The organism is Streptomyces sp. NPDC001068 (assembly GCF_042897315.1).
In the GTDB taxonomy this organism is placed as follows: domain Bacteria; phylum Actinomycetota; class Actinomycetes; order Streptomycetales; family Streptomycetaceae; genus Streptomyces.
In genome coordinates, this window is record NZ_JBIAYD010000003.1 from 378,152 (window position 1) to 402,573 (window position 24,422).

Here is a 24,422-nt window from a genome sequence, read left to right on the forward strand (position 1 = left end):
CCCCAGGAGCGTCCCCCGTGACGAGCACCGATCAGCAGCCGTTCCTCTCCGTCAAGGACCTCAAGGTCCACTTCTCCACCGAGGACGGCATCGTCAAGGCCGTCGACGGACTCAGCTTCGACCTTGTCAAGGGCCAGACCCTCGGCATCGTCGGCGAGTCGGGTTCCGGCAAGTCCGTCACCAACCTGACGATCCTGGGGCTGCACGACCCCGCCCGCACCCAGATCGACGGCGAGATCCTGCTCGACGGCAAGGAGCTGCTCAGCGCCTCCGAGCGGGAGCTGGAGAAGCTGCGCGGCAACAAGATGTCGATGATCTTCCAGGACGCGCTGGCCTCGCTGTCGCCGTACCACACCATCGGCACGCAGATCTCCGAGGTCTACCGCAAGCACACCGGCGCCTCCAAGAAGGAGTCCCGGGCGCGGGCGATCGAGATGCTGCGCCGGGTCGGCATCCCGCAGCCGGACGTCCGGGTGGACGACTACCCGCACCAGTTCTCCGGCGGTATGCGCCAGCGCGCCATGATCGCCATGGCCCTGGTCTGCGACCCCGAACTGCTGATCGCGGACGAGCCCACCACCGCGCTCGACGTGACGGTCCAGGCGCAGATCATGGACCTCCTCAAGGACCTCCAGCAGGAGTTCGGCACGGCGATCATCTTCATCACCCACGACCTCGGTGTCATCGCGGACATCGCGGACGACGTGCTGGTGATGTACGGCGGCCGGTGCGTGGAGCGGGGCACCAAGAAGGAGGTCCTGGGTTCGCCGCAGCACCCGTACACGCTGGGCCTGCTCAACTCCATGCCGAGCCTCGACGGACCGGTCGACGTCCCGCTGTCGCCGATCCCCGGCTCGCCGCCCTCGCTCCTCAACCCGCCCACCGGCTGCCGCTTCCACCCGCGCTGCGCGTTCGCGGACAAGGTCCCCGGCAACAGGTGCTCCACGGAGAGGCCGCTGCTCCAGCTGACCGAGGGCCGTGGCTCGGCCTGTCACCTGGAGATCGGCCGGCGTGAGGAACTTTTCGCCGACTACGCGGCGCCCAGCCACAACTGACGGACAAGACGGGACTTCACGATCATGAGCAACACGAACCCCCTCCTGGACGTCTCCGGGCTGACCAAGCACTTCCCGATCAAGGGCGGGTTCCCGATCCGCCGTACGGTCGGCGCGGTGCAGGCGGTCGACGGACTCGACTTCCAGGTCTCCGAAGGCGAGAGCCTCGGCCTGGTCGGCGAGTCCGGCTGCGGCAAGTCGACCACCGGCCGGCTCATCACCCGCCTGCTGGAGCCCACCGCCGGCAGGATCACCTACCGCGGGCAGGACATCACGCACGCCGGCCGCAAGCAGCTGGCGCCGGTCCGCTCCGAGATCCAGATGATCTTCCAGGACCCGTACGCCTCGCTGAACCCGCGGCAGACGGTCGGCAAGATCGTCTCGGGCCCGATGGAGATCAACGGCATCAACCCGCCCGGCGGTCACGAGAAGCGGGTGCGCGAACTCCTCGAGATCGTCGGCCTCAACCCCGAGCACTTCAACCGCTTCCCGCACGAGTTCTCCGGCGGCCAGCGCCAGCGCATCGGCGTCGCCCGCGCGCTCGCCCTGGAGCCGAAGCTGATCGTCGCCGACGAGCCGGTCTCCGCCCTCGACGTCTCCATCCAGGCGCAGGTCGTGAACCTCCTCCAGAAGGTTCAGAGGGAACTGGGCATCGCGTTCGTCTTCATCGCCCACGACCTCGCGATCGTCCGGCACTTCTCGCAGCGCGTCGCGGTCATGTACCTCGGCAAGATCGTCGAGATCGCCGACCGCGAGGACCTGTACGACAACCCGCGCCACCCCTACACCCGGGCGCTGCTGTCCGCCGTGCCCGAGGCGACGGTGGACGAGGTGCCGCGCGAGCGCATCCGCCTGGTCGGCGACGTCCCGTCCCCGATCAACCCGCCGTCCGGCTGCCGCTTCCGCACCCGCTGCTGGAAGGCGACGGAGAAGTGCGCGACCGAGGCCCCGCCGCTGGTCCAGGTCGAGGGCAACAAGCCCGGCCACCTGACCGCGTGCCACTACCCCGAGATGCGGGACATGGTTCCCGCCCCGCGTCTCTCCAAGGACCCCGAGGCAGCGGCCTGACACACCCCTTTCCCGTCAGCCGCCGCCTGCGGAACGGACCTTCTCCGGCCCATTGACCCGAGCCCCGAACGTCCGATCCAGGGGAAAAGGCCCGCACCTACCCGGGTGCGGGCCTTTCTCATGGCCTCATGACCCTACGAGCGCGCCGCTCTCCTCGGGAAGGCCCGGTGCCCGCAGTGACCGCACCCCGGGAGACAGGAGTGCGGCAAGTGTGGCGGTGACGATCAGGACCGCACAGGCCTCCAGCATCCGGCCGGTACCGAACGCGTCGGCGGCGGGCCCCGCCAGGGCGAGGCCCAGCGGAGCGAGGCTCAGAGAGCCGAACCAGTCGTAGGAGCTGACCCGGGACAGAGCCTCCTCGGGGACCTCGCGCTGGATGGTCGTCGACCACAGGACCCCGAAGAAGTCCAAGCTGACACCGGCGGCGAAGGCGCCCGCGGCGACGATCCACAGCGGCGCGCCGGCCCCGAGGAGAGCCGGCGGCAGGGCTGCCGGCACGGTGAACAGGACCGCCGCCAGGATCGGCCGGCCCACCCGGGCGCGGCTCGCCGCCCCGGCGCCGGCCACGGCTCCCAGGGCCTGCGCGGCCACCACCAGCGACCAGGCGCGGGCCCCGCCGAAGTGCGCACTCGCCGCCAGCGGTCCCAGCACACCGGCGTTGGCGTTCATGGCGGCGACGACCACGGAGAACTGGACCACGACCACCCACAGCCACTGGCGGGAGGCGAACTCCCGCCAGCCGTCCCGCAGGTCTGCCCAGCCCGAGGCGGACTTCCGCGGCCGGCGGCTCAGCCGAAGTGAGGAGGTCAGCGCGGCGCTGACGACGAAGGACAGACCGTTGAGGGCCAGTGCCCAGCCGGCCCCGGCCCAGGCCACGGTCACACCCGACAGGGCCAGCCCCAGCAGCAGCGAGGTGTTGGTGCCGACCCGCAGGAGCCCGTTGGCCCGCTGGAGCGCCTCGGCGGGCACCAGCAGCGGGATGACCCCGTCCATCGCGGGCGAGAAGAGAGCGGTCGCGATTCCCGCCGTGACGGCCAGTGCGCACAGCGCGGCGACGGGCGCGTGACCGCTGAGCACCATCGCCGCGAGGCCGCCGTAGGAAAGAGCGCCCACCACGTCCGCCGCCGCCATCAGCGCGGAGCGGGAGACCCGGTCGGCGATCACGCCGCCGACCAGGACCAGCGCGAGCTGCGGTACCGCCTGGCAGGCGACGACCAGCGAGAGCTCTCCCGGGGTGGCGCCGGGCAGCGAGAGCACCGCGAAGGCCAGCGCGATCCGGGCGAACCCGTTGCCGAGGACGGAGATGATCCGGGCCAGCGCCAGCCGGACGAAGCCGGCGTCGCGGAGCAAGGAGGGGGTGCGGTCAGCCACAGACATGGACGCGCACCCTACGCCCGCGGCGGCTCGGCCCCTCTCGCCGCCCCCGCCGTCACTCCTCGACGAACAGCTCCGCCGCGTCGGTGACGTGCACGGCACGCTGGGCCAAGGTCTCGAGCCGGTCCAGGTCGGTGCAGGCGTGCACCTGCTCCCGCACCGAGTCGGTCACCACGAGCCCACGCCACTCCAGGAGCCGCAAGACCATCTCGGCGCGCTCCTGCAACCGGCCCTCCTCACGGCCCTCCTCACGGCCTTCCTCGCGCACCTGCTCCGCCAGCGGGTGTCGCCAGAAGTACTGGATCGCCGTCATCAGATCCCTCCACATCTGCTTGGCCTGGGGATCGACCAGGCACGAGTCGACGAACTGCACGAAGACCGCTGCGCTGTCACGGTCGATGGTTTTCAGGGCGGCTGCCAGCGATTCCAGTATGGCCGGGGCCTGCCTGCCCCGCCCGTGCGTCATCGCCGAAAGCACCGCAAGGGGTACGTCGCTCTCGGCCTCCCGCACATCCGCGATCACCGGCACGTTGTCCGGCCCCAGCACCAGCGGACGCACCGTCAGCGACTCCCACCCCCGCAACCCCAGCTGAATCGGCCGAGCCGCCCACCGCGCCGTCGCGCTGCTCTGCGTGATCACGATGAGCACCGGCTCACAGCGGTACTTCTCGTAGAGATACGACAGGTAGTACGGCCAGCTCCCCCGCTTCCGGTCGTCCGCCTTCCCCTGGGACTCGACCACGAGGAGATACGTCCCCTCGTCCGTCTCCGCCCGCAACAACGTGTCCACACGGCGCTCGACCGGTTCGATCTCCGTCAGGTCGACGTTCATCGCCGCGATCTCCCGCGGCTCCGGAAACGGCACCCCCAGCACCCGCTGCAACGCGTGCGTCAGCAACCCCGGATCCTTCTGGAAGATCCGGTGCAACGCCTCGTGCGACGACCCCACCATCACGCCACCCCCAACTCGCACCACACGTACTTGCCCCGTTGCCCGAACCGGCCGGACGGCTGCCAGCCCCAGGAGTCGGCACACGCCCCCACCAGGCCCAGCCCTCGTCCCACCTCTTCGAGACCCGCCACCGTCTCCGACGAATCCGGCGGCTCGGGGGGCACGGGATCCGTGTCCCATGCCCCGATCCACACGACGCCCTCCGGGGAACGCCGCACCCTGAGGGCCGCCGGCCCTTTCGTGTGCCGTACGGCGTTGGAGACCAGCTCCGCCGCGAGCAGTTCCGCCGTGTCGACGAGGCCGATCAGTCCGTGCATCGTCAGGATCAGACGCAGGGTCCGGCGAGAGATCGTGACCGCTCTCAGGTCGTTGGGGATGTGGAGCGTGTAGTCCCAGGTTTCGGACATGCGGCATCGACTCCGGTCAGGTGAAGGGGATTTCACGCACGGTGGCATCGCCGCACGGGAGGGTGCGGTGCGCTTCCATTGCGTGTGCGTTGCGTCACCGACAGTAGGGGCCAATTTTGGTACCCCGCAAGTCATTGCCATAATCTGACCCTCGAACGAGTCACCGGCTCCTGGCAGTCGGGGTGGAGGGGGAGGCCATGCCACGCAGGCAGCAGGCCACCGCACGGCAGCAGCGGCTGGGCGCCGAGCTGCGCAAACTTCGCGAGGCCGCAGGACTCAAAGGTCGTGACGCCGCGGAACTGCTCGGCACGGACTCCGCCCAGGTGAGCCAGTTCGAGGCCGGTCTCGCCGGCGTCAGCGAGGCTCGCCTGCGCCGGATCGCGGCCCACTACGCCTGTACGGACAAGGAGTTGGTCGACGCTCTCGCCGCGATGGCCGCCGATCGGACGCGGGGGTGGTGGGAGGACTACCGAGGACGCCTGCCTTCGTCATTCCTCGACCTGTCGGAGCTGGAGCACCACGCCTCCTATCAGTGGGACGTGGAGTTCCTGTTCATCCCCGGACTCCTCCAGACCGAGGACTACGCCCGAGCGCTCTTCTCGTCCCGCGTCCCCCAACTCCCGGACGAGGAAACGGAGCTGCGTGTCCGGCACCGGATGCAGAGGCGCGTCATCCTGGAGAGGGCGCATCCCATGCCGTACCAGGCCGTGATCCACGAGGCGGCGCTTCGCATGATGGTGGGCAGCCGAGCCGCCGCGCGATCCCAACTCGCCCGGGTCCTCGAACTCTCCGGGGCCGAGAGCACGACGGTCCGCGTGATCCCCTTCACCCTTGAACACCTGATCGACGTGGGTGCCGCCATGGTGTACGCCGGAGGAGCCGTCCCGAGATTGGACACCGTCGTCCGAGACGGTCCCCACGGGACGGGCTTCGTCGACTCCGAAGCGCAACTCGGCGTGTTCCGAACGCACTTCCGTAGATTGGAGTCGGCATCACTCGACCCGGGCCGGTCGCGTGACTTCATCCACAGGCTGACGAAGGAGCTGTGAGGCACTCATGACCGACCTCGACACCTGGCGCAAGTCGTCCTACTCCGGGGGCGGCGACGGCAACGCCTGCGTCGAGGTCGCCCCCGGCCCCACCCACATATCCGTCCGCGACTCCAAAACCACCCCCACCAGCGCCACTCTCAACTTCCCCACCGCCGTGTTCGCCCCGTTCCTCGACGCGCTCAAATCGCACGGCCCGGAGTGAAGTTGACAGAAGGTCAAGAAGAAACCCGTTCCTGACCTGTCGTTCAACATCATGTGGCAGACTGCCGCGGTGGTCGATCATTCCTTCGCGGATCTCGAACTCGCCGCGCTGTACGACAGCCTCAACCCGTGGGGACCCGGTGACGACTTCTACCTGGACCTCGTCATGGCCGCCGGCTCCGTGCTCGACGTCGGCTGCGGCACCGGGCGGCTGCTGCGGCGGGCCCGTGGCACGGGGCACGAGGGACGGTTGGCGGGGCTCGATCCGGCGGCCGCGATGCTCGTGCAGGGCCGGCGGGCCGAGCCGTCCGTCGAGTGGATCCTCGGCGATCTCCGTACCCGGCTCTGGGACGGCCCCGGTTTCGACCTGGTCGTGATGACCGGTCACGCCTTCCAGGTGCTGCTCTCCGACGAGGAGTTGCGGGTCGCGCTCGCCGCGGTGCGCCGCGCCCTGTCCCCCGCCGGCCGGTTCGTCTTCGAGACCCGCAACCCCGGCGCCCGCGCCTGGGAGAGGTGGACCCCCGACCGCGTGTACCACGTCACCGACGCGGACGGCCGTGCGGTCCGGGTCTGGCACCAGGTGGAGGAGACCCCGGCCGGGGACCGGGTGACCTTCACCGAGACGTACGACGGCTCACCCTGGCCCCGGCCCCGGGTGAGCCGCGCCACCCTGCGCTTCCTCGGCCCCGACGCCCTCGCCGGATTCCTCGAGGACGCCGGCCTGCGGGTGGTCGAGCAGTACGGCGACTGGTCCCGGGGCCGGCTCACCGCTGACAGCCCCGAGATCATCACCGTCGCGCGGCCCGGTTAGTTGTCCTCCTCCAGCGCGACCAGCGCCGGGTCCAGGACGATGTCCTCGCCCCGGGCCTCCGTGGTCGGCTCCTCGGGGAAGTGACAGGCCGTCAGGTGGCCCTCCCGGTTGCCCGAGATCTGGACCAGCGGCGGCTCCTCCGTCGCGCACTTGTCCTGTGCCTTCCAGCACCGGGTGCGGAAGCGGCAGCCGGACGGCGGGGAGATCGGGGACGGGACGTCACCGGCCAGCCGGATCCGCTCCCGGGCGGCCCCGTCGGACCCGCTCGAGATGTTCACCTCGGGCACCGCCGACAGGAGCGCGTGGGTGTACGGGTGGCGGGGACGGTTGTAGATGGCGTCCCGGTCACCGACCTCGATGATCTTGCCGAGGTACATCACCGCGACCCGCTGGGAGAAGTGCCGTACCACCGCCAGGTCGTGGGCGATGAAGAGGAAGGCGATGCCCAGTTCCCTCTGGACCTCCTGGAGGAGGTTCACCACCTGCGCCTGGATGGAGACGTCCAGGGCCGAGACCGGCTCGTCCGCCACGATCAGCTTCGGCTGCAGGGCGAGCGCGCGGGCCACCCCGATGCGCTGGCGCTGACCGCCGGAGAACTCGTGCGGGAAGCGGTTGAAGTGCTCCGGGTTCAGGCCGACGATCTCCAGGAGTTCCCGGACGCGCTTCTCCCGCCCGCCCTCCGGCTCGATGCCGTTGATCTCCATCGGGCCCGAGATGATCTTGCCGACCGTCTGCCGCGGGTTGAGCGACGAGTAGGGGTCCTGGAAGATCATCTGGATCTCGGACCGGATCGGCGCCAGCTCCTTGCGGGACGCGTGGCCGATCTCCTTGCCCCGGTAGGTGATCGAGCCGTTCGTCGGCTCCATCAGGCGGGTGATCAGCCGGCCCGTGGTCGACTTGCCGCAGCCCGACTCGCCCACCAGACCGAAGCTCTCCCCCACCCCCACGGTCAGGTCGATGCCGTCCACGGCCTGGACGTGCCCGACCGTCCGCCGGATCGGGAAGCCGCCCTTGACCGGGAAGTACTTGGTCAGCCCGGAGACCTGCAGCAGCGGTTCTCCGACGGCGGCCTCGCGCTGGGCCGGAAGGATCGTGTCCTGGGTCATGACGTGTCGTCTCCTAGCCCAGTCGGGGCTTGATCTCTTCGATGAAGATGGTTCGCTTCTGGTCCGCCGTGAGGTGGCAGGCCGAGGCGCGGTCAGGGGCCAGCAGCGGACGTTCGGTGACGCACCGGGCACCGCCGACCCGGTCCTGGAAGGTGCACCGCGGGTGGAAGCGGCAGCCGGTCGGGGGGTTGAGCAGCGACGGCGGAGCACCGGGGATCGGGCTCAGCGGGCTGCCCAGGTCGGAGTCCAGCCGGGGCATCGAGTTCAGCAGACCCCAGGTGTAGGGGTGCTGGGGGCTGCGCAGCACCTCGTCCACCGTGCCGCGTTCCACCGCGCTGCCCGCGTACATCACCATGATGTCGTCGGCCATGTCCGCGATCACGCCGAGGTCGTGGGTGATGAAGACGATGCCCGATCCGAACTCCTGCTGCAGGTCCTTGAGGAGGTCGAGGATCTGCGCCTGGACCGTCACGTCGAGCGCGGTGGTCGGCTCGTCGGCGATCAGCAGGTCGGGGTCGCAGACCAGGGCCATCGCGATCATCGCGCGCTGGCGCATACCGCCCGAGAACTGGTGCGGGTAGTCCTTCGCCCGCGCCGCGGGGTTGGGGATGCCCACCTTGGCGAGCATCTCCACGGCCCGGTCCCAGCCCTCCTTCTTCGAGGCGCCCTTGTGCTTCATGAACGGCTCGGCGATCTGCCGGCCGACCGTGTAGTAGGGCGACAGCGCGGTGAGCGGGTCCTGGAAGATCATGGCGACCTTGTTGCCGCGCAGCTTCTCCATCTCGGATTCCCTGGCGGTGGTCAACTCCTTGCCGTCCAGGAGAATCTCGCCCTCGACGGTGGTGAACTGCGGGTTGTGCAGGCCCAGGATCGTCAGGTTGGTGACGGACTTCCCGGAGCCCGACTCGCCGACGATGCCGAGCGTCCTGCCGCGCTGCACGTCGAACGACAGCCCGTCCACGGCCCGCACGACACCGTCCTCGGTGCGGAAACTGACGTACAGGTCCCGCACGGAGAGGAAGGCGCCCGCGTCGGACGGGGCGGGGGCGCCGGCGTCCTTGGTCAAAGTGGTCACGACGGTTCTCCTCTTACCCGGCTAGGCCAGCCGGATGCGCGGGTCGATGAACGCGTACGCCGCGTCGACGATGATGTTGAACAGCAGGATCATGCTGGCCGAGAAGAGCATCACACCCAGCAGCAGCGGAAGGTCGCTGAAGAACACGGACTGCACGGCGAGCTGGCCGAGGCCCGGCAGGCCGAACGTGTACTCGGTGATGATGGCACCGCCCAGCAGGGCGCCCAGGTCGATGCCGAAGATGGTGACGATCGGGATCAGCGAGCCGCGCCCGGCGTACCGGAAGAAGACGTACCGCCGGGACATCCCCTTCGCGCGGGCCGTGCGCACGTGCTCCTCCTGGAGCTGTTCGATCATCGCCGAGCGCGCCATACGGGTGTACTGCGCGGCGAAGATCGTGGAGAGCACCACCCAGGGGATGATCAGGCCGCCGAACCAGGAGATCGGATCGTCGGTGAAGTTGTTGTACGCCGGCTTCTCGAACCAGTGGGTCTGGTAGACGAAGATCGCCAGGGCCAGCGGGCCCAGGAAGTAGATCTGCATGGAACTGAGCACCATCGCCCCGGCGGTCGCCGTCTTGTCGATCAGCGTGCCGCGCTTCCAGGCGGCCGCCAGACCGGTGCTGAGGCCGATGAGCAGGAAGAAGAACGCGCCGCCCAGAGTGAGGGAGACGGTGGTGGGCAGCCGGTCCAGAAGCGTCTGCCAGACCAGGTCGTTGGTGTGGTACGAGTACCCGAAGCAGGGGGCGGGGCAGGGCCCCTGGTCGAACTGGTTGCTCCCCAGCACCAGGTTGTGCAGGAAGATCCCGTACTGCTCGGGAATGGACTTGTCGAGGCCGAGCACATGGTGGATGTTGGCGATGGCCGTCGGGTTGCACGTCTTTCCGCACATCAGCAGCGCCGGGTCCCGGGGCACGCCGAAGAACAGCAGGTACGTGACGATGCTCAGCAGGAAGAGGATGACGATCGCACTGAGGGTCCGGCGGACGAGGAAGCGCAGCATGAGGGGGCAGCTCTCAGACGTCAACGGGCCGGGCGGTACCCGGCACGCCGCCACCCGCGGGGAGTGGACGGACGTACCGGGTACCGGGCCTACGGCAGTGGTTACTTGATGTAGAGGCGACGCGGGTCGATGCCGCCGATGACGTTGTCGTAGACGAGGCCGCCGACCTTGGAACCGGCGATCTGGGTCTGCTTGTAGTACGTGGTCGGGACGACGCTGACGACGTCCTTCACGATGTACTGGTCGAGCTTCTCCCAGTCGGCCGCCGACTTGACCGGGTCGGTGATCTTGTTGATGCGGTCGATCTCGCTGTTGACGTGGTCGTCGTTGATGTGCGAGTAGTTCTGCGCGCCGTCGGCGATACCGCGGCCGTCGTACAGCGGCGGGATCACGGTCGAGGACGACGGCCAGTCGGCGCCCCAGGCGGACGAGTAGATGTCGTAGTTGTTGTTGACCTTGCCGATGTTGTCGTAGTACGTCTCGGCGGGGATGTCCTGGCGCTGGACGTCGAAGCCGGCCTTCTTCAGGGCGGCGGCGATGGCCGTGGAGATCTGCTGGCCCTCCGGCGTGTTCTGGTAGCCGTAGGTGAGCTTCATGCCGACCTTGCCGGCCTCCTGCAGCAGCTTCTTGGCCTTGGCCTGGTCACCGCCGGGGTTCTTCTTCTTGCCCCACGGGTCGAAGGAGGCGTCGTAGCCGCTGACGGTCGGGGAGATCAGACCGCCGGCGACCTCCATGGCCGCGTTGCCGCCGTAGGCGCGCACGATCGGGGAGACCGGCAGCGCGTACGCGATGGCCTCACGGATCTTCTTGTCCTTGAGGGGCGCGTGCGACTGGTTGATGTTGATCTGACCCACGTACGGCTGGTAGCCGGAGACCGTGCGGGCCTTGAGGGTCGAGTCGGCGAGGACCTTCGACAGGTTGCCCGCGTCGACCTGGTTGTTGAAGCTGATGCCGGTCTGGTCGGCTCCGCTGTCCGCGAGGAGCGCCTTGGTGGACGTCTCGAACTGCTGGTTGAACGTGAAGTCCATCTCGTCCACGTACTGGTTGCGGATCGGGTCGGTCTTCGGGTCCCAGTTGGTGTTCTTGACGAGGACCATCGACTTGCCGGACTTGAACGACTGGATCTTGTACGGGCCGCTCGTGACCGGGTTCTTGTCGTACTTCGCCTGGGTGTCGCCCTTCTTGGACACCACCGCGTAGCCGGCCATGGCGAGCGCGTACGGGAGGTCCGGGTGCGGCGTCTTGAAGTGGAAGACGATGGTCTTCGCGTCGGGCGTCTCCAGGACGCTGTCCGGGAGGTGCTTGCCCTTGTAGGGGCCGTCCGGCAGCAGCTTGCGGTACTCCGCGCCCGCGGTGTCCGCCAGCCACTGCTGGAGGTAGGTGGGGCCCTGGTTGATGAACGGCGCGAACAGCCGCTCGAAGGTCTGCCGGAAGTCCGCCGAGGTGATCGGCGTGCCGTCGGCGAACTTGATGCCGTCCTTGAGCGTGTACTTCCAGGTCTTGCCGCCGTCGGTGGTGGTGCCGGAGTCGGTCGCCAGGTCGCCGACGACCTCGTGGCCCACGCCCTTGTCGTCGGTCGACTTGTACCCGGTCAGGCCTCGGTGGATCAGCGTGGCGAGCGAGCCCTCGTCGGAGACGTAGATCTGGGCCGGGTCGAGGTGGGCGTAGGAGTCACGCTGGAGCACCTCCAGCTTGCCACCGGGCTTCGCTCCCGGGACCGCGGTCGCGGGGCCCGTCGAGTCCGACGCGTCGCCGAACTTGATGGACGCCTGCTGCGCCTGGGCGTTCTTCTGGTCCTGCTTCTTGTTGTCGCCGCCGTTGTCGCTGCCCCCCTTGCTGCAACCGGTGAGCACTAGAGCTCCGGCCGCGAGCACTGAGAGCGCCGAGTACGCCTGGCGTCCGCCCCTACTCATCACTGAATTTCCACCTATCTCTGGTGTCACCGGTACACAAAGGGATTTACCGTGCGGTATTCGGGCTCGGACGCCCACCATGCGTCGGTCAGCGAGCCGTCTTCGGATCGAAGGCGTCACGGACCGAGTCCCCGAGCAGGTTGAACGCCACGATGAAGATGATCATCGAGACACCGGGGAAGAACATGTAGGTGATGTCGTTCACCTGTACGAGCTCGGTCGAGGCCTTGGCGAACATCTGGCCCCAGTCCGGGGTGGGTTCGACGATGCCGACGCCGAGGTAGGACAGTCCCGCCTCCGCGGTCACGAACCCCGGCAGCATGTAGGTCGCCTGGACGAGGATCGGGGTCACGACGTTCGGCAGGATCTCCCTGCGGATGATCCGCCAGGGGGAGGCCCCGCTGACCCGGGCGGCCTCGATGAACTCCCGTTCACGCAGGGCGAGCGAGGTGCCGCGGAGGATGCGGGCGAGGCCCATCCAGCCGAGGAACCACTGCACCAGGATCAGGGCCAACACCCGTACGTAGATGGGCGTCTCGTCGCGCGGGCTCACGAAGAGCGAGACCACCACCGGCATGCTGGCGATGAAGAACAGCTGCGCCGGGAAGGCGAGCAGGAAGTCGATGATCCGCCCGATCCAGTAGTCCGTCTTCCCGCCGAGGTAGCCGGCCGCGACGCCCAGCAGGATGCCGGTCAGCACCGTCGCGAGCGTCACCACCACGGAGATCGTCAGCGAGGTGCGGATACCGTAGATCAGCTTGGTGAACACGTCGTAGCCGTTGCCCGGTTCGAGACCGAACCAGAAGTCGCTGCTGATGCCGCCGTTGGGCTGCACCGGCACACCCGCGCTGTCGAAGAGTTCGGGACGCTCGTCCGCGTACACGGTGTACGGGTTCTTGCCGTACAGCTTCGAGATGAGCGGCGCGATGACGGCGATCAGGAAGAAGAAGCCCACGACGTAGGCCGACAGGACGCCGGTGCGGTCGCGCTTGAAGCGCATCCACATCAGCTGGCCGGGGGAACGCCCCTCGAGCTGTTTGGCCTCGGCCTTGGTGTCGGGCTGCGGTCCGCCGTCGACGACGGCCGACCTTCCGCCACCCTCAATGTCCGTAGGACTGGTCACAGTTCGTCCAATTCACAGGTATGGGTGTGCCGAACCGGCGGCCGGCATGGGGGAGCACGGCCGCGGGGGGCAGGATCTGAAGACGTGTCAGTGAGTCCCGGGACTTGCCGGAAACCCACAGCCGGACGCGCGTAGGCGAAGGACCGCGCTACACGGCCGGCCGGTCCTTCAGAACCAGCCGCCGGACGAACAGGAGCATTGCGGGACGGACGACGATGGAACCCACCTGGTGCTTGTGACACTGCACATGGGACCCCTCCTCATGACTTCACGTGTTCACCAACCGGAGAGGGCTTCCGTCTTTCCTCCGACACCCCTGACGAAGGATCAGACGCCCTCTGGTGCTCGTGAGTCGGCACTGTCCCCACAGCGCTAGACCCATTGACCCGAGCGGTACGCGGCTAACTATCTGCCATGAGCCAGGTGCCGACCACTGTCTTTAAATCTCAATTCAGTCACAGCTGATGCCAACTTCTTCCGAAAAATGGACAAACTGTTCGGTGCGAGAAGGCCGCGAAACGGACTTGTTACATGGCTATCGGGCGGGGATCTCCGCATTTCGGACACTGGCCGAAGCCGGCCCACCCCCCGGCCACCCGAAAACGGGTTGCAAAAGGCCCGGATGCCCCCATGATGGGGGCATCCGGGCCTCGGTGTCCTGCGATCAGCCGTGCTTGGCGCGGCTGGCGGTGCGACCGCGCTCCTTCTGGTCGAGGACGACCTTGCGGATGCGAACGGCCTCCGGAGTCACCTCGACGCACTCGTCGTCACGGCAGAACTCCAGCGACTGCTCCAGGGAAAGCTTGCGCGGCGGGACGATCGCCTCGAACGAGTCGGCCGACGAAGACCGCATGTTGGTGAGCTTCTTCTCCTTGGTGATGTTCACGTCCATGTCGTCGGCGCGAGAGTTCTCACCGACGATCATGCCCTCGTACACCTCGGTGCCGGGGTCGGTGAACAGCACACCGCGCTCCTGGAGATTCGTCATCGCGAACGCGGTGACGGCGCCGGCGCGGTCGGCGACGAGCGAGCCGTTGTTACGGGTCGTCAGGACGCCGAACCACGGCTCGTGGCCCTCGTGGATGGAGTGGGCGATACCGGTGCCGCGCGTGTTGGTCAGGAACTCGGTACGGAAGCCGATGAGCCCCCGGGACGGGACGACGAACTCCAGCCGGACCCAGCCCGAGCCGTGGTTGGACATGTTGTCCATGCGGCCCTTGCGGACGCCCATGAGCTGCGTGACCGCGCCCATGTGCTCCTCGGGGACGTCGATCGTCATGCGCTCGACGGGCTCGTACGTCTTGCCCTCGACCTGCTGGGTGACGACCTGCGGCTTGCCGATGGTCAGCTCGAAGCCCTCGCGGCGCATCTGCTCGACCAGGATGGCGAGCGCCAGCTCACCACGGCCCTGGACCTCCCAGGCGTCCGGACGCTCGGTGTCCAGCACGCGCAGCGAGACGTTGCCGATCAGCTCGCGGTCGAGGCGGTCCTTGACCTGGCGGGCGGTGACCTTGCGGTCCTTGACGGCCGACTTCGCGTCGGCGCCCTTGCCGGTGCCGCCACGGCCGACCAGCGGCGAGGTGTTGGTGCCGATGGTCATCGAGATCGCGGGCTCGTCGACCGTGATCAGCGGCAGCGGGATCGGGTTCTCGGTGTCCGCGAGGGTCTCGCCGATCATGATGTCCGGGATACCGGCGACCGCGCAGATGTCACCCGGCCCCGCCACCTCGGCGGGCTTGCGGGTGAGCGCCTCGGTCATCAGCAGCTCGGTGATGCGGACGTTGGACATCGTGCCGTCACGCTTGATCCAGGTGACGGTCTGGCCCTTGCGCAGCTCGCCCTGCTCGACCCGCAGCAGCGCGATACGGCCGAGGAAGTTGTCGGCGTCCAGGTTGGTGACGTGCGCCTGGAGCGGGGCGGCCTCGTCGTACTCGGGGGCCGGGACGTGGGACAGGATCGTGGAGAAGAACGGCTCCAGGCTGTCGCTGTCCTGCGGGACCGTGCCGTTCTCCGGCTTGGTCAGCGAGGCCACACCGTCACGCGCGCAGGCGTAGACGATGGGGAACTCGATCTGGTCCTCGTCGGCGTCGAGGTCGAGGAAGAGGTCGTAGGTCTCGTTGACGACCTCGTCGATGCGCGAGTCGGGGCGGTCCGTCTTGTTGATGCACAGGATGACGGGCAGCTTGGCCTGGAGGGCCTTGCGCAGCACGAAGCGGGTCTGGGGCAGCGGGCCCTCGGACGCGTCGACGAGCAGCACGACCGCGTCCACCATCGACAGACCGCGCTCGACCTCGCCGCCGAAGTCGGCGTGGCCGGGGGTGTCGATGATGTTGATGGTGACGACCTCGCCACCGTCCTTCGGGTGGTACTTGACGGCCGTGTTCTTGGCCAGGATCGTGATGCCCTTCTCACGCTCCAGATCATTCGAGTCCATCATGCGGTCGTCGAGCGACTCGGCGGCGTGCGCGGCGAAGGCGCCGGCCTGCTTCAGCATGGCGTCGACGAGGGTCGTCTTGCCGTGGTCGACGTGGGCGACGATGGCGACGTTGCGGATGTCGTGGCGCGTGGCCATGAAGGCGTATCTCCCGGAGTGTGAGGAAGGCCGGCGCGTACTTCGGTGTTACGCGGACCCTGCCGGGCTGAACACGCCACGGCCTCACCCCATGGTACGGGCACTATCCAGCAACAGCTCGCCAGGCCGCCCGTAAGGGGCGCGGAGCGCCCCCTTCCCCTACCCCTTGGACGGGCTCGCCGACACCTTCGCGCCCTTCTTCAGGAACCCCATGTCCTGGTAGACCGGCGTCTGGAAACCGAACGCCCCGGCGTTGAGCAGATCCTTCCTGGCCCCCACGATCTGCGGGCGCTGGTACAGCGGCAGCGACCCGGCCGACGCCCAGATCCGGGAGTCCGCCTTCCGCAGCAGCCCGTCCGCCTCGTCCTCGTCCAGCGTCCCGAGCGCCTGGTCGAAGAGCTGGTCCACCTGGTCGGTGCCCACCCTCGTGTAGTTCTGCTCGACGTTCAGCGATCCGTCCGCGGCCGGCACCGGCTTGGCGTAGATCGGCCGTGCGTCGGTGGCCGGGAACGCGGAGGACGGCCACGAGTACAGGGCGAGGTCGTACTGGCCGGACGCGATGTGGTCCTTGAAGTAGCTCTCGTCGGAGACCTTGGTGATCTCGGACTGGATGCCGACCGCCGCCAGCATCTGCCGGATCCGCTCGCCGACCTCCTGGAGCGTCTCCGAGCCGGGCCCCGACGGCAGCACGAACCGCAGGCTCAGCGCCTTGCCGTCCTTGGCCAGCGGCGCCGCCGCGGCCTGCGGCCCCTTGGGCACGGCCGTGCCCTTCGGCGCGTACGCCCCGGGCGCCCCGTGGGCGTGGTCCCTCTGGTGGTCGCGGGTGTCCTTGTCGTCGGGGGCGTCGGGGCTCTTGTCGTCCTCCCCCACGATGTACTGCCCGTCGCTCCCGCCGTCGTCGGAGTCCTCGTCCTTGTCGCCCTTGCCCTTCTTGCCGCCGTCCTCGGTCTGCGCGCCGGCCCCCTTCTCCGCGGCCTTGATCGGGCCGCCGGCCACCCATCCCGCGTCGGCGAGCAGTGCCTGCGCCTCGTGGGTGTCGAGGGAGCCGATCGATCCGCTGCTGTCGGCGTAGGCGGCCTGTCCGGACAGGGCGAGGTGGCTGCCGACCGGCACCGCGGGCAGCCCGAGGGGGCCGAGCACCAGCTTGGCGAGACTCTGGCGGTCGAGGGCGCGGGCGACGGCCCGGCGCACCCGCTCGTCCGCGAGGGGACCCTCGGAGCCGTTCAGGGCGAGCTGCGTGTAGGCGGGCTCCAGGGACTTGCGGACCTCGACGTCACGCAGCTCCTGCTGCTCCTGGAGCCACTTGGAGATGCTCTTGCGGAGCTTCTTGGGCCCCTTGGGCAGGTGCTCCCGGTCCATGCCGAGGGCCAGGGCCCAGGAGCGCAGCTTCTTCGCGGAGGTCTTCCCGGCGCCCTGCAGCGGCGTGCCGCCGGACCCGTTGCCCTGTGCGGCCGTGGTGATCCGCCGGGCCTCGGAGGCGTCGATGTCGGCGACGTCGACGGTGCCGTCGGCGAGCGCGGAGGCCCGCTTGTCCCGGTCCACGGCGTGCAGGTCGATCTCGTCGAGCTTGGCCGGGCGGCCCCACCAGCGCGGGTTGCGGGTGAGGACGACGTCCTTCTTGGCGGTGTCGACCCTGTCGACCTTGAAGGGCCCGGCGGTGACCGCGAGCTTGCGGCGGGCGCCGTCGTTGAAGGCGTCCGGGGTGCCCATGACCTCCTTGGGGTACAGCGGCGAGAACAGCGACTTCCAGTCGGCGTAGGGCCGCTCGAAGGTGACCCGGACCTCCAGGTCGTTGGCGCCGCGCTCGATCTTGCCGATGCGGTCGTAGCCGGCGTTGCGGGCGGTCCAGTAGGCGGAGTCCTTGCCGGACAGGGCACGCCACTGGGCGGCGAAGTCGGCGGCGCCGATCTCCCGGCCGTCGCTCCAGACGGCCTGCTGGTTCAGTTTGTACAGGACGACCTGGCGCGGCTCGGTCTCGATGACCTTCGCCGACTCCAGGTAGTCGGCGTCCCGCACCGCACGGCCGGTGGCGTCCATGGTGAACATCGACGGCAGCACGGCCTGGGCGACCCGGGTGGTGCCCGCGTCGGCGTCGGCCTGGAAGGTGTTGAGGGTCTCCGGTACGGCGTCCACGGCCCACTTCAGGGTGCCGCCCTCGGCGACCGCGTCACGGGCGGCCGCCGCGACGTCCTGTCCGGCGAGCGGCTTGCTCCCCTCGTCGTCGGAGCCGCAGCCCGTGAGAAGCGGCACCGCGAGCGCGCCCGCGGTCAGGAACGTGACGGAACGCATGACCGCACTGCGGGCAGGCCTGGGTCCGACGCCGTGGTGAGACATCTCTGCTACCTCCGGGAGGCCCGGTGACATGGGTGGGTCTGTTCACATTCGGGCGTATTTTGGAGTTGATCACATGTACGTCAGAAGTACGGACCCACTGAAATGGACGGGGTCCGCCGGCCGGGGACGACACGGCCGCGCAGGCCGCCAAAGGCCACCCGTGCGGCGCAGTCCCCGGCGCGCACAGAGCGCGTACGGGCGCGCGACGGAGGTGTGCAATCCGCCAATCGCTGCACACGCCTTCACACCGGCAGGTGTGACGCGCAACACTCGCAGGCGCATGAACGTTGCCGCCTTGGACACCGAAGTCCGCGGAAGTGAGGTCACGTCATGTCCGTGCACGACGACCTGACGTCAGTACAGCGCTGTCTGGACGACCTGAACCGGTCCGTCCGCCGCCTGGAGCAGCAGCTCGGGAGCGGCGGGCTGGAGATGCGCCGCGTCCGTGCCGACGCCGATCACCTGCGCGAGAGCCTGGCACTGCTGCGGGACGTGGCCGCCACCGCCGCCCCGAGCAAGCGCCCCGAACTCGTCACCATCTCCGACGACCCCTACGACATCAACCTGTGGACGGACACGGACGACGAGGGTCTCGGCGCCCGCGACCGGCACGCCCCCTGAGAGGTGTGACCGGCATCCGCCGGCAGGCGCGCCGCCCGCAGGCCCCGCCCCCGAACCGACCGGAGTCATTCCATTGGCCACTGGTACGGAACCACATCCGAACAGCGGCGGCGTACGCACCGGTACGCGTGCCGCGATCCCCGCCCCGCACCTGCGGACCGACCGCTGGTGGCTGGCACCCGCCGTCACCGCGGCCGGTCTGTTCGCGTTCGTCGTCTACTCGACCTGGCGGGCCTTCGCCAACGCGGACTACTACTCGGCGCCGTACGTCTCGCCGTTCTACTCGCCGTGCCTGGCCGAGAACTGCAGGAACATGCCGTCCGGCCCGAACGCCGACCTGTTCGGCGGCTGGTGGGCGATCTCCCCGGCGATCATCATCCTGATCTTCCCGCTGGGCTTCCGCCTGACCTGCTACTACTACCGCAAGGCGTACTACCGCAGCTTCTGGGCGTCCCCGCCGGCCTGCGCGGTGGCCGAACCGCACGCGAAGTACACCGGTGAGACCCGCTTCCCGCTGATCCTGCAGAACCTCCACCGGTACTTCTTCTACTTCGCCCTGCTGGTCGCCTGCGTGCTGACCTACGACACGGTGCTGTCCTTCCGGGACACCCACGAGAACTGGGGCCACATGGGCCTCGGCACCCTGGTGTTCGTCGCCAACATCGTGCTGATCTGGGCCTACACGCTGTCCTGCCACTCCTGCCGGCACATCGTCGGCGGCAAGCTCAAGCACTTCTCCAAGCACCCCGTGCGCTACCGGGCGTGGCAGTTCGTCGGCCGGCTCAACGCCCGGCACATGCAGCTCGCGTGGGCGTCGCTGGTGAGCGTGGCACTCGCCGACTTCTACGTCTATCTCGTCGCGTCCGGGGTCTTCGACGATCCGCGATTCTTCTAATGAGTGGGGCCTTGTGATGTCCGTGGTCGACCGCCAGGAGTGGGACGTCGTCGTGGTCGGTGCCGGCGGCGCCGGGCTGCGCGCCGCGATCGAGGCGCGCGAGCGGGGCGCCCGTACGGCGGTGATCTGCAAGTCGCTGTTCGGCAAGGCGCACACGGTGATGGCCGAGGGCGGCATCGCGGCGGCCATGGCCAACGCCAACGAACACGACAACTGGCAGGTCCACTTCCGCGACACCCTGCGCGGCGGCAAGTTCCTCAACCAGTGGCGGATGGCCGAGCTGCACGCCAAGGAGGCCCCCGACCGGGTCTGGGAACTGGAGACCTGGGGCGCCCTGTTCGACCGTACGAAGGACGGCAGGATCTCCCAGCGCAACTTCGGCGGCCACGAGTACCCGCGCCTCGCCCACGTCGGCGACCGCACCGGCCTGGAACTGATCCGGACCCTCCAGCAGAAGATCGTCTCCCTCCAGCAGGAGGACAGGAAGGAGACCGGCGACTACGAGTCCCGGCTGAAGGTCTTCCAGGAGTGCACGGTCACCCGGATCCTGAAGGACGGCAGCAGGGTGTCGGGGGTCTTCGCGTACGAACGCGAGACGGGCCGCTTCTTCGTCCTGGAGGCGCCCTCCGTGGTGGTCGCCACCGGTGGCATCGGCAAGTCCTTCAAGGTGACGTCGAACTCGTGGGAGTACACCGGGGACGGGCACGCGCTCGCCCTGCTGGCCGGGGCGCCCCTGCTGAACATGGAGTTCGTGCAGTTCCATCCGACGGGCATGGTCTGGCCGCCGTCGGTGAAGGGGATCCTGGTCACCGAGTCGGTGCGCGGCGACGGCGGGGTGCTGCGCAACTCCGAGGGCAAGCGGTTCATGTTCGACTACGTCCCGGACGTCTTCAAGGAGAAGTACGCCGAGTCCGAGGAGGAGGGCGACCGCTGGTACGAGGACCCGGACCACAACCGGCGTCCGCCCGAGCTGCTCCCCCGCGACGAGGTGGCCCGCGCGATCAACTCCGAGGTGAAGGCGGGCCGCGGCTCCCCGCACGGCGGGGTCTTCCTGGACGTGTCGACCCGGATGCCGGCCGAGGTGATCCGGCGCCGGCTGCCCTCCATGTACCACCAGTTCAAGGAGCTTGCGGACGTCGACATCACCGCGGAGGCGATGGAGGTGGGGCCGACCTGCCACTACGTGATGGGCGGCGTCGCGGTGGACTCCGACACGGCGGCCGCGCGCGGGGTGCCCGGGCTGTTCGCGGCCGGCGAGGTGGCCGGCGGCATGCACGGCTCCAACCGGCTCGGCGGCAACTCGCTCTCCGACCTGCTGGTGTTCGGCCGCCGGGCGGGCTGGCACGCGGCCGACCACGCGGCGGGCCTCGACGCCCGCCCGCGCGTGGACGACGAGCAGGTCGACGCGGCGGCGGCCGAGGCGCTGCGGCCGTTCTCCGCCGAGAGCCAGGACCCGGACTCCGGTCCGCCGGAGAACCCGTACACGCTCCACCAGGAGCTCCAGCAGTCCATGAACGACCTGGTCGGCATCATCCGCCGGGAGGGCGAGATGGAGCAGGCCCTTGAGCGGCTCGCCGCGCTGCGGGTGCGGGCCCGCCGCGCCGGGGTGGAGGGACACCGCCAGTTCAACCCGGGCTGGCACCTGGCCCTGGACCTCAGGAACATGCTGCTGGTCAGCGAGTGCGTGGCCCGGGCGGCCCTGGAGCGCACCGAGTCCCGCGGCGGCCACACCCGCGAGGACCATCCGACGATGGACCGCGACTGGCGCCGGATCAACCTGCTGTGCCGCCCGGCCGACCCCACGGGAGGACCGGGGGCGGCCGACCCGGCGAGCGGCCAGATCGTTCTCACCCGCGAGACCGCCGAACCCATCCGAGCCGACCTGCTCGCCCTCTTCGAGAAGGAGGAGCTGGTCAAGTACCTCGCCGAAGAGGAGCTGTACGAATGAGCGGCTACACGGCCCACTTCAGGGTGTGGCGGGGCGACGTCGAGGGCGGCGGCCTGGAGGACTTCAAGGTCGAGGTGAACGAGGGCGAGGTGGTCCTCGACATCATCCACCGCATCCAGGCCACCCAGGCTCCCGACCTGGCGGTCCGCTGGAACTGCAAGGCGGGCAAGTGCGGTTCGTGCTCGGCGGAGATCAACGGCCGCCCGCGTCTGATGTGCATGACCCGGATGTCCGTCTTCGAACGGGACGAGACCCTGACGGTCACCCCGCTGCGCGCCTTCCCGGTCGTCCGCGACCTGGTCACGGACGTCGGCTTCAACTACCAGAAGGCCAGGGAGGTCCCGTCGTTCGTGCCGCCCGCCGGGGTGGGTCCCGGCGAGTACCGGATGTTCCAGGAGGACGTGGACCGGCCGCAGGAGTTCCGCAAGTGCATCGAGTGCTTCCTGTGCCAGGACACCTGCCATGTCGTCCGCGACCACGAGGAGAACAAGACGGCGTTCGCGGGGCCGCGGTTCCTGATGCGGGTCGCCGAGCTGGACATGCACCCGCTGGACGCGGCCGAGGCGTCCGGCCTGGACCGCAAGCGCACGGCCCAGGACGAACACGGCCTCGGCTACTGCAACATCACCAAGTGCTGCACGGAGGTGTGCCCCGAGGGCATCCACATCACCGACAACGCGCTGATCCCCCTGAAGGAGCGGGCCGTCGACCGCAAGTACGACCCGCTGGTGTGGCTCGGCTCGAAGATCAGGAGGCGCCCGGCAGGAGGCTGAACACCCGCCGGAGGTTGGACTCGGCGATGTCCCGCATCGGTTCGCGGTCCGGGAAGTCGCCGTCCAGCAGCCGGAGCGGGCCGGCCACCAGGTTGAGGTGCATGGCCAGCCGGTACAGCGCCATGCGGTCCTCGTCGAGGTCGGCTGCGCGCAGCACGTCGTAGGCGGTCCCGAAGCGGAGCTGGAGGAAGACGTGCTCCCACTCGGCGTCGAAGTACATGAGGCCTTCGACGTCGATCAGGGCGGGATCGCCCTCCTCGGTCACCAGGACGTGCTCCGGGCCGAGTTCGCCGTGCACGAGGCCGGTGTCCGCGCGCGGCTCGATCCGGTCGTACAGCTCCCGGACCCGCTCCGACAGCGCCTGGCCGACATCCCGTACCCGGGGGTCCCGCTCGGCCAGCTCCGCGATGTCGCGCACGGCACGGTCCGCGACGACCTGCTCGCAGGAGCTGCCTAGCGGCTTGCCGCCCTCCTCGACGAGGGCGGCCTTGCCGTATCCGGGGGCCGTGCAGTCCCGGAGCACGCCCAGGGTCCCGGCGAGGCGGGCCAGCGGCACCCGGGCCGCGCCGGGGTCGCTGCGCAGCAGCAGCTCCAGGCTGCCGCCGCGGACGTCCTCGACGACCGCCGCGTACGAGGGCAGGTGCTCGGCGTCCTCGTCGGCGAACAGCAGCCGCGGGGTGCGCACCCCCAGCTCGGTCAGCCGGTCGTGGGCCGACAGGAACAGACCCAGCCCGGAGGCGTGGGCGAAGGGGTCGCGGATGTCGGCGTCGACGGGACCCCAGTAGTCCTCCTCCGGGGACCAGACGTAGGCGATCGCGGTCCTGCCGTTGTCCAGGGCGAGCCGGTAGACGCCTTTCTTGGAGCCACCGCGCAGCCGGGTGACGGTGGCGGGGGCACGGCCGAGGGCCTCGCGGGCGAGCGGTGCGAGGTCGTCACGGGTGAGGTGGGCGCGAGCGGTGGTCATGACGTACGAACCCAGTCCTTCCGATAAGAGGTCCAGTCATCCTCGGTGGCGGCGAAGTCGACGTACAGGGCGACGCCGAAGTTAGCGCGATCCGGGTCCGTGCGGGACAGTCCCAGCCGAACCCCTCGCACCGCGGCCGGCACCGTCTCCGCGTGCGCCCAGTGCCCGAACCGGTTCTCGTGGTAGAAGGGCAGGCCCATGAGGAGGTCGGTGCCGGCCGGGGTGACCTCCAGCGCGAGGCTGGTCTGCTGCGCGACGTAGCCGCCGTACAGACTCTGCAGGGGTTGCATGGTGTCGTACGACATCACCGCGATCTGGTCCACCCGACGGGCGACTTGCCCGAAATACTCTTGTGACCACCATTTGGGATGACCGGTGGCAGTACCCCAGAAGGAGTGAAAGGCCGGCAGCGGATCGATCTGGTGTGCGGCGACGGACAGCAGCGGGGTCACCGGCCGCAGCGCGTCGAGGAGGGCCAGGTAGTTCCGGTCGCCGGAGTGCAGGGGCTCCAGGTCGAAGTGGACCCCGTCGAAGCCGGCCGCGACCACCTGCCGGGCCGAGGCCACCACGGCGGCCCGCGTCTGGCTCTTCTCCAGGTGCATGGCGTCCGGCTTCTCGGGCGCGACCTCGTCCCCGAGCCAGGCCTGGACCCGGACGCCGGGGAGTTTTCGATGCACGGCCGTTATCAGCCAACGGGCCTTGGGGTAGTCCGATCTGGGCAGCGTGCCGTTGTGTTCGAGTGGTCCGGCATGGACGTAGAGGTCGCGTATGCCGGTGTCCGCGAGCCGGGCGGCGAGGGCGGTGACGTCGGCGTCGGTCTTGCGGCCGTCGACCCAGGCGTGGCCGAGCCAGATGACGTCCCTGTCGCGGGTGCGGGTGCCGGGCCTCGGATCGCCGGTGTAGTTGACGCGGAGGGCGGTCTCCACGGTGAGGAGAGGCAGGACCAGGAGCAGGACGGCGGCGAGCCCGATCCGTCTGAGCCGGCGGATCCGGGCGGCCCTCCTGGGAGCGTCGGGCATCCGCGCCGCACTCTCGCCCGGGCCCTCTCCCGTGCCCGGGCCCTCGCCCGCGTCCGCGTCCGGGTTCTCGCCCGCTCGGGCCGTTCCGGAGTCCGCTGCCATGGGTGGTCCCTCCGTCGTCGTCGTCCGCCCGTCCCCGCCCCGGTCGCGGAGCCGA

The 24,422-nt window shown here is 69.2% G+C and carries 21 protein-coding genes; 9 read left to right on the plus strand and 12 right to left on the minus strand.

Going from position 1 to position 24,422, the window contains the following annotated elements; translation table 11 throughout:
- The first annotated feature begins 17 nt into the window (after window positions 1-17).
- Window positions 18-1,055: an ABC transporter ATP-binding protein gene (locus tag ACFY3I_RS11145; protein WP_390860334.1), complete on the plus strand. Its 1,038-nt coding sequence runs from the start codon at window positions 18-20 to the stop codon at window positions 1,053-1,055.
- Window positions 1,056-1,079: 24 nt separating this feature from the next.
- Window positions 1,080-2,123, plus strand: coding sequence for an ABC transporter ATP-binding protein (locus ACFY3I_RS11150; protein ID WP_390860335.1), 1,044 nt, complete (start codon window positions 1,080-1,082; stop codon window positions 2,121-2,123).
- A gap of 126 nt (window positions 2,124-2,249) precedes the next feature.
- Here the strand turns inward: ACFY3I_RS11150 and ACFY3I_RS11155 are convergent, their stop codons facing one another.
- From ACFY3I_RS11155 to ACFY3I_RS11165, 3 genes are read right to left on the minus strand one after another with little or no spacing between them, the layout of a single operon-like run.
- A complete protein-coding gene (locus ACFY3I_RS11155; RefSeq protein ID WP_390860336.1) occupies window positions 2,250-3,500 on the minus strand; it encodes an MFS transporter in 1,251 nt (416 codons plus the stop codon).
- Between the two features lie 52 nt (window positions 3,501-3,552).
- Window positions 3,553-4,449, minus strand: a complete 897-nt coding sequence (locus ACFY3I_RS11160) for a hypothetical protein (RefSeq protein WP_365297046.1) — start codon at window positions 4,447-4,449, stop codon at window positions 3,553-3,555.
- Window positions 4,449-4,856 carry an ATP-binding protein gene (locus tag ACFY3I_RS11165; RefSeq protein ID WP_390860337.1) on the minus strand — a complete coding sequence of 136 codons (408 nt, stop codon included), beginning with the start codon at window positions 4,854-4,856 and terminating at the stop codon, window positions 4,449-4,451. Before ACFY3I_RS11165 ends, ACFY3I_RS11160 begins: the two co-directional genes overlap by 1 nt.
- 197 nt (window positions 4,857-5,053) lie before the next feature.
- Between ACFY3I_RS11165 and ACFY3I_RS11170 the strand changes: the two genes are divergently transcribed.
- The 3 genes from ACFY3I_RS11170 to ACFY3I_RS11180 all read left to right on the plus strand — a co-directional run bounded on the left by ACFY3I_RS11170 (window position 5,054) and on the right by ACFY3I_RS11180 (window position 6,920).
- The gene (locus ACFY3I_RS11170) at window positions 5,054-5,905 is read left to right on the plus strand and encodes a helix-turn-helix domain-containing protein (protein WP_390860338.1); all 852 of its coding nucleotides are present in this window, start codon (window positions 5,054-5,056) and stop codon (window positions 5,903-5,905) included.
- Window positions 5,906-5,912: 7 nt separating this feature from the next.
- The gene (locus tag ACFY3I_RS11175) at window positions 5,913-6,110 is read left to right on the plus strand and encodes a DUF397 domain-containing protein (RefSeq protein ID WP_390860339.1); all 198 of its coding nucleotides are present in this window, start codon (window positions 5,913-5,915) and stop codon (window positions 6,108-6,110) included.
- 69 nt (window positions 6,111-6,179) lie between these two features.
- Window positions 6,180-6,920: a class I SAM-dependent methyltransferase gene (locus ACFY3I_RS11180; protein WP_390860340.1), complete on the plus strand. Its 741-nt coding sequence runs from the start codon at window positions 6,180-6,182 to the stop codon at window positions 6,918-6,920.
- Here ACFY3I_RS11180 and ACFY3I_RS11185 read toward each other — a convergent pair.
- The 7 genes from ACFY3I_RS11185 to ACFY3I_RS11215 all read right to left on the minus strand — a co-directional run bounded on the left by ACFY3I_RS11185 (window position 6,917) and on the right by ACFY3I_RS11215 (window position 18,045).
- Window positions 6,917-8,026: an ABC transporter ATP-binding protein gene (locus ACFY3I_RS11185; RefSeq protein WP_390860341.1), complete on the minus strand. Its 1,110-nt coding sequence runs from the start codon at window positions 8,024-8,026 to the stop codon at window positions 6,917-6,919. The two genes, ACFY3I_RS11180 and ACFY3I_RS11185, sit on opposite strands and share 4 nt — an antisense overlap.
- A 13-nt stretch (window positions 8,027-8,039) precedes the next feature.
- Window positions 8,040-9,101, minus strand: a complete 1,062-nt coding sequence (locus ACFY3I_RS11190; RefSeq protein ID WP_390860342.1) for an ABC transporter ATP-binding protein — start codon at window positions 9,099-9,101, stop codon at window positions 8,040-8,042.
- 21 nt (window positions 9,102-9,122) lie between these two features.
- The gene (locus tag ACFY3I_RS11195; protein WP_390860508.1) at window positions 9,123-10,103 is read right to left on the minus strand and encodes an ABC transporter permease; all 981 of its coding nucleotides are present in this window, start codon (window positions 10,101-10,103) and stop codon (window positions 9,123-9,125) included.
- 101 nt (window positions 10,104-10,204) lie between these two features.
- Window positions 10,205-12,016, minus strand: coding sequence for an ABC transporter substrate-binding protein (locus ACFY3I_RS11200; RefSeq protein ID WP_365294061.1), 1,812 nt, complete (start codon window positions 12,014-12,016; stop codon window positions 10,205-10,207).
- Window positions 12,017-12,104: 88 nt separating this feature from the next.
- A complete protein-coding gene (locus ACFY3I_RS11205) occupies window positions 12,105-13,139 on the minus strand; it encodes an ABC transporter permease (protein ID WP_365294059.1) in 1,035 nt (344 codons plus the stop codon).
- Between the two features lie 664 nt (window positions 13,140-13,803).
- The gene (gene typA / locus ACFY3I_RS11210) at window positions 13,804-15,711 is read right to left on the minus strand and encodes a translational GTPase TypA (protein WP_365294057.1); all 1,908 of its coding nucleotides are present in this window, start codon (window positions 15,709-15,711) and stop codon (window positions 13,804-13,806) included.
- Window positions 15,712-15,870: 159 nt separating this feature from the next.
- Entirely contained in the window at window positions 15,871-18,045 is a 2,175-nt protein-coding gene (locus tag ACFY3I_RS11215) for an ABC transporter family substrate-binding protein (RefSeq protein ID WP_390860343.1), read from the minus strand.
- 330 nt (window positions 18,046-18,375) lie between these two features.
- Here ACFY3I_RS11215 and ACFY3I_RS11220 point away from each other — a divergent pair, with 330 nt between their 5' ends.
- The 4 genes from ACFY3I_RS11220 (at window position 18,376) to ACFY3I_RS11235 (ending at window position 22,282) form a co-directional block, all read left to right on the plus strand.
- Window positions 18,376-18,666 carry a hypothetical protein gene (locus ACFY3I_RS11220; protein ID WP_390860344.1) on the plus strand — a complete coding sequence of 97 codons (291 nt, stop codon included), beginning with the start codon at window positions 18,376-18,378 and terminating at the stop codon, window positions 18,664-18,666.
- Window positions 18,667-18,739: 73 nt separating this feature from the next.
- Window positions 18,740-19,561, plus strand: coding sequence for a hypothetical protein (locus ACFY3I_RS11225; RefSeq protein WP_390860345.1), 822 nt, complete (start codon window positions 18,740-18,742; stop codon window positions 19,559-19,561).
- A 16-nt stretch (window positions 19,562-19,577) separates the two neighbouring features.
- The gene (locus ACFY3I_RS11230) at window positions 19,578-21,509 is read left to right on the plus strand and encodes a fumarate reductase/succinate dehydrogenase flavoprotein subunit (protein WP_390860346.1); all 1,932 of its coding nucleotides are present in this window, start codon (window positions 19,578-19,580) and stop codon (window positions 21,507-21,509) included.
- Window positions 21,506-22,282, plus strand: a complete 777-nt coding sequence (locus tag ACFY3I_RS11235; protein WP_390860347.1) for a succinate dehydrogenase/fumarate reductase iron-sulfur subunit — start codon at window positions 21,506-21,508, stop codon at window positions 22,280-22,282. The genes ACFY3I_RS11230 and ACFY3I_RS11235 overlap by 4 nt, the downstream gene beginning before the upstream one ends.
- Here the strand turns inward: ACFY3I_RS11235 and ACFY3I_RS11240 are convergent.
- Window positions 22,257-23,246 carry a phosphotransferase family protein gene (locus ACFY3I_RS11240; RefSeq protein WP_390860348.1) on the minus strand — a complete coding sequence of 330 codons (990 nt, stop codon included), beginning with the start codon at window positions 23,244-23,246 and terminating at the stop codon, window positions 22,257-22,259. The genes ACFY3I_RS11235 and ACFY3I_RS11240 overlap by 26 nt on opposite strands.
- Window positions 23,243-24,367 carry a hypothetical protein gene (locus ACFY3I_RS11245; RefSeq protein WP_390860349.1) on the minus strand — a complete coding sequence of 375 codons (1,125 nt, stop codon included), beginning with the start codon at window positions 24,365-24,367 and terminating at the stop codon, window positions 23,243-23,245. The genes ACFY3I_RS11240 and ACFY3I_RS11245 overlap by 4 nt, the downstream gene beginning before the upstream one ends.
- Between the last annotated feature and the right edge of the window lie 55 nt (window positions 24,368-24,422).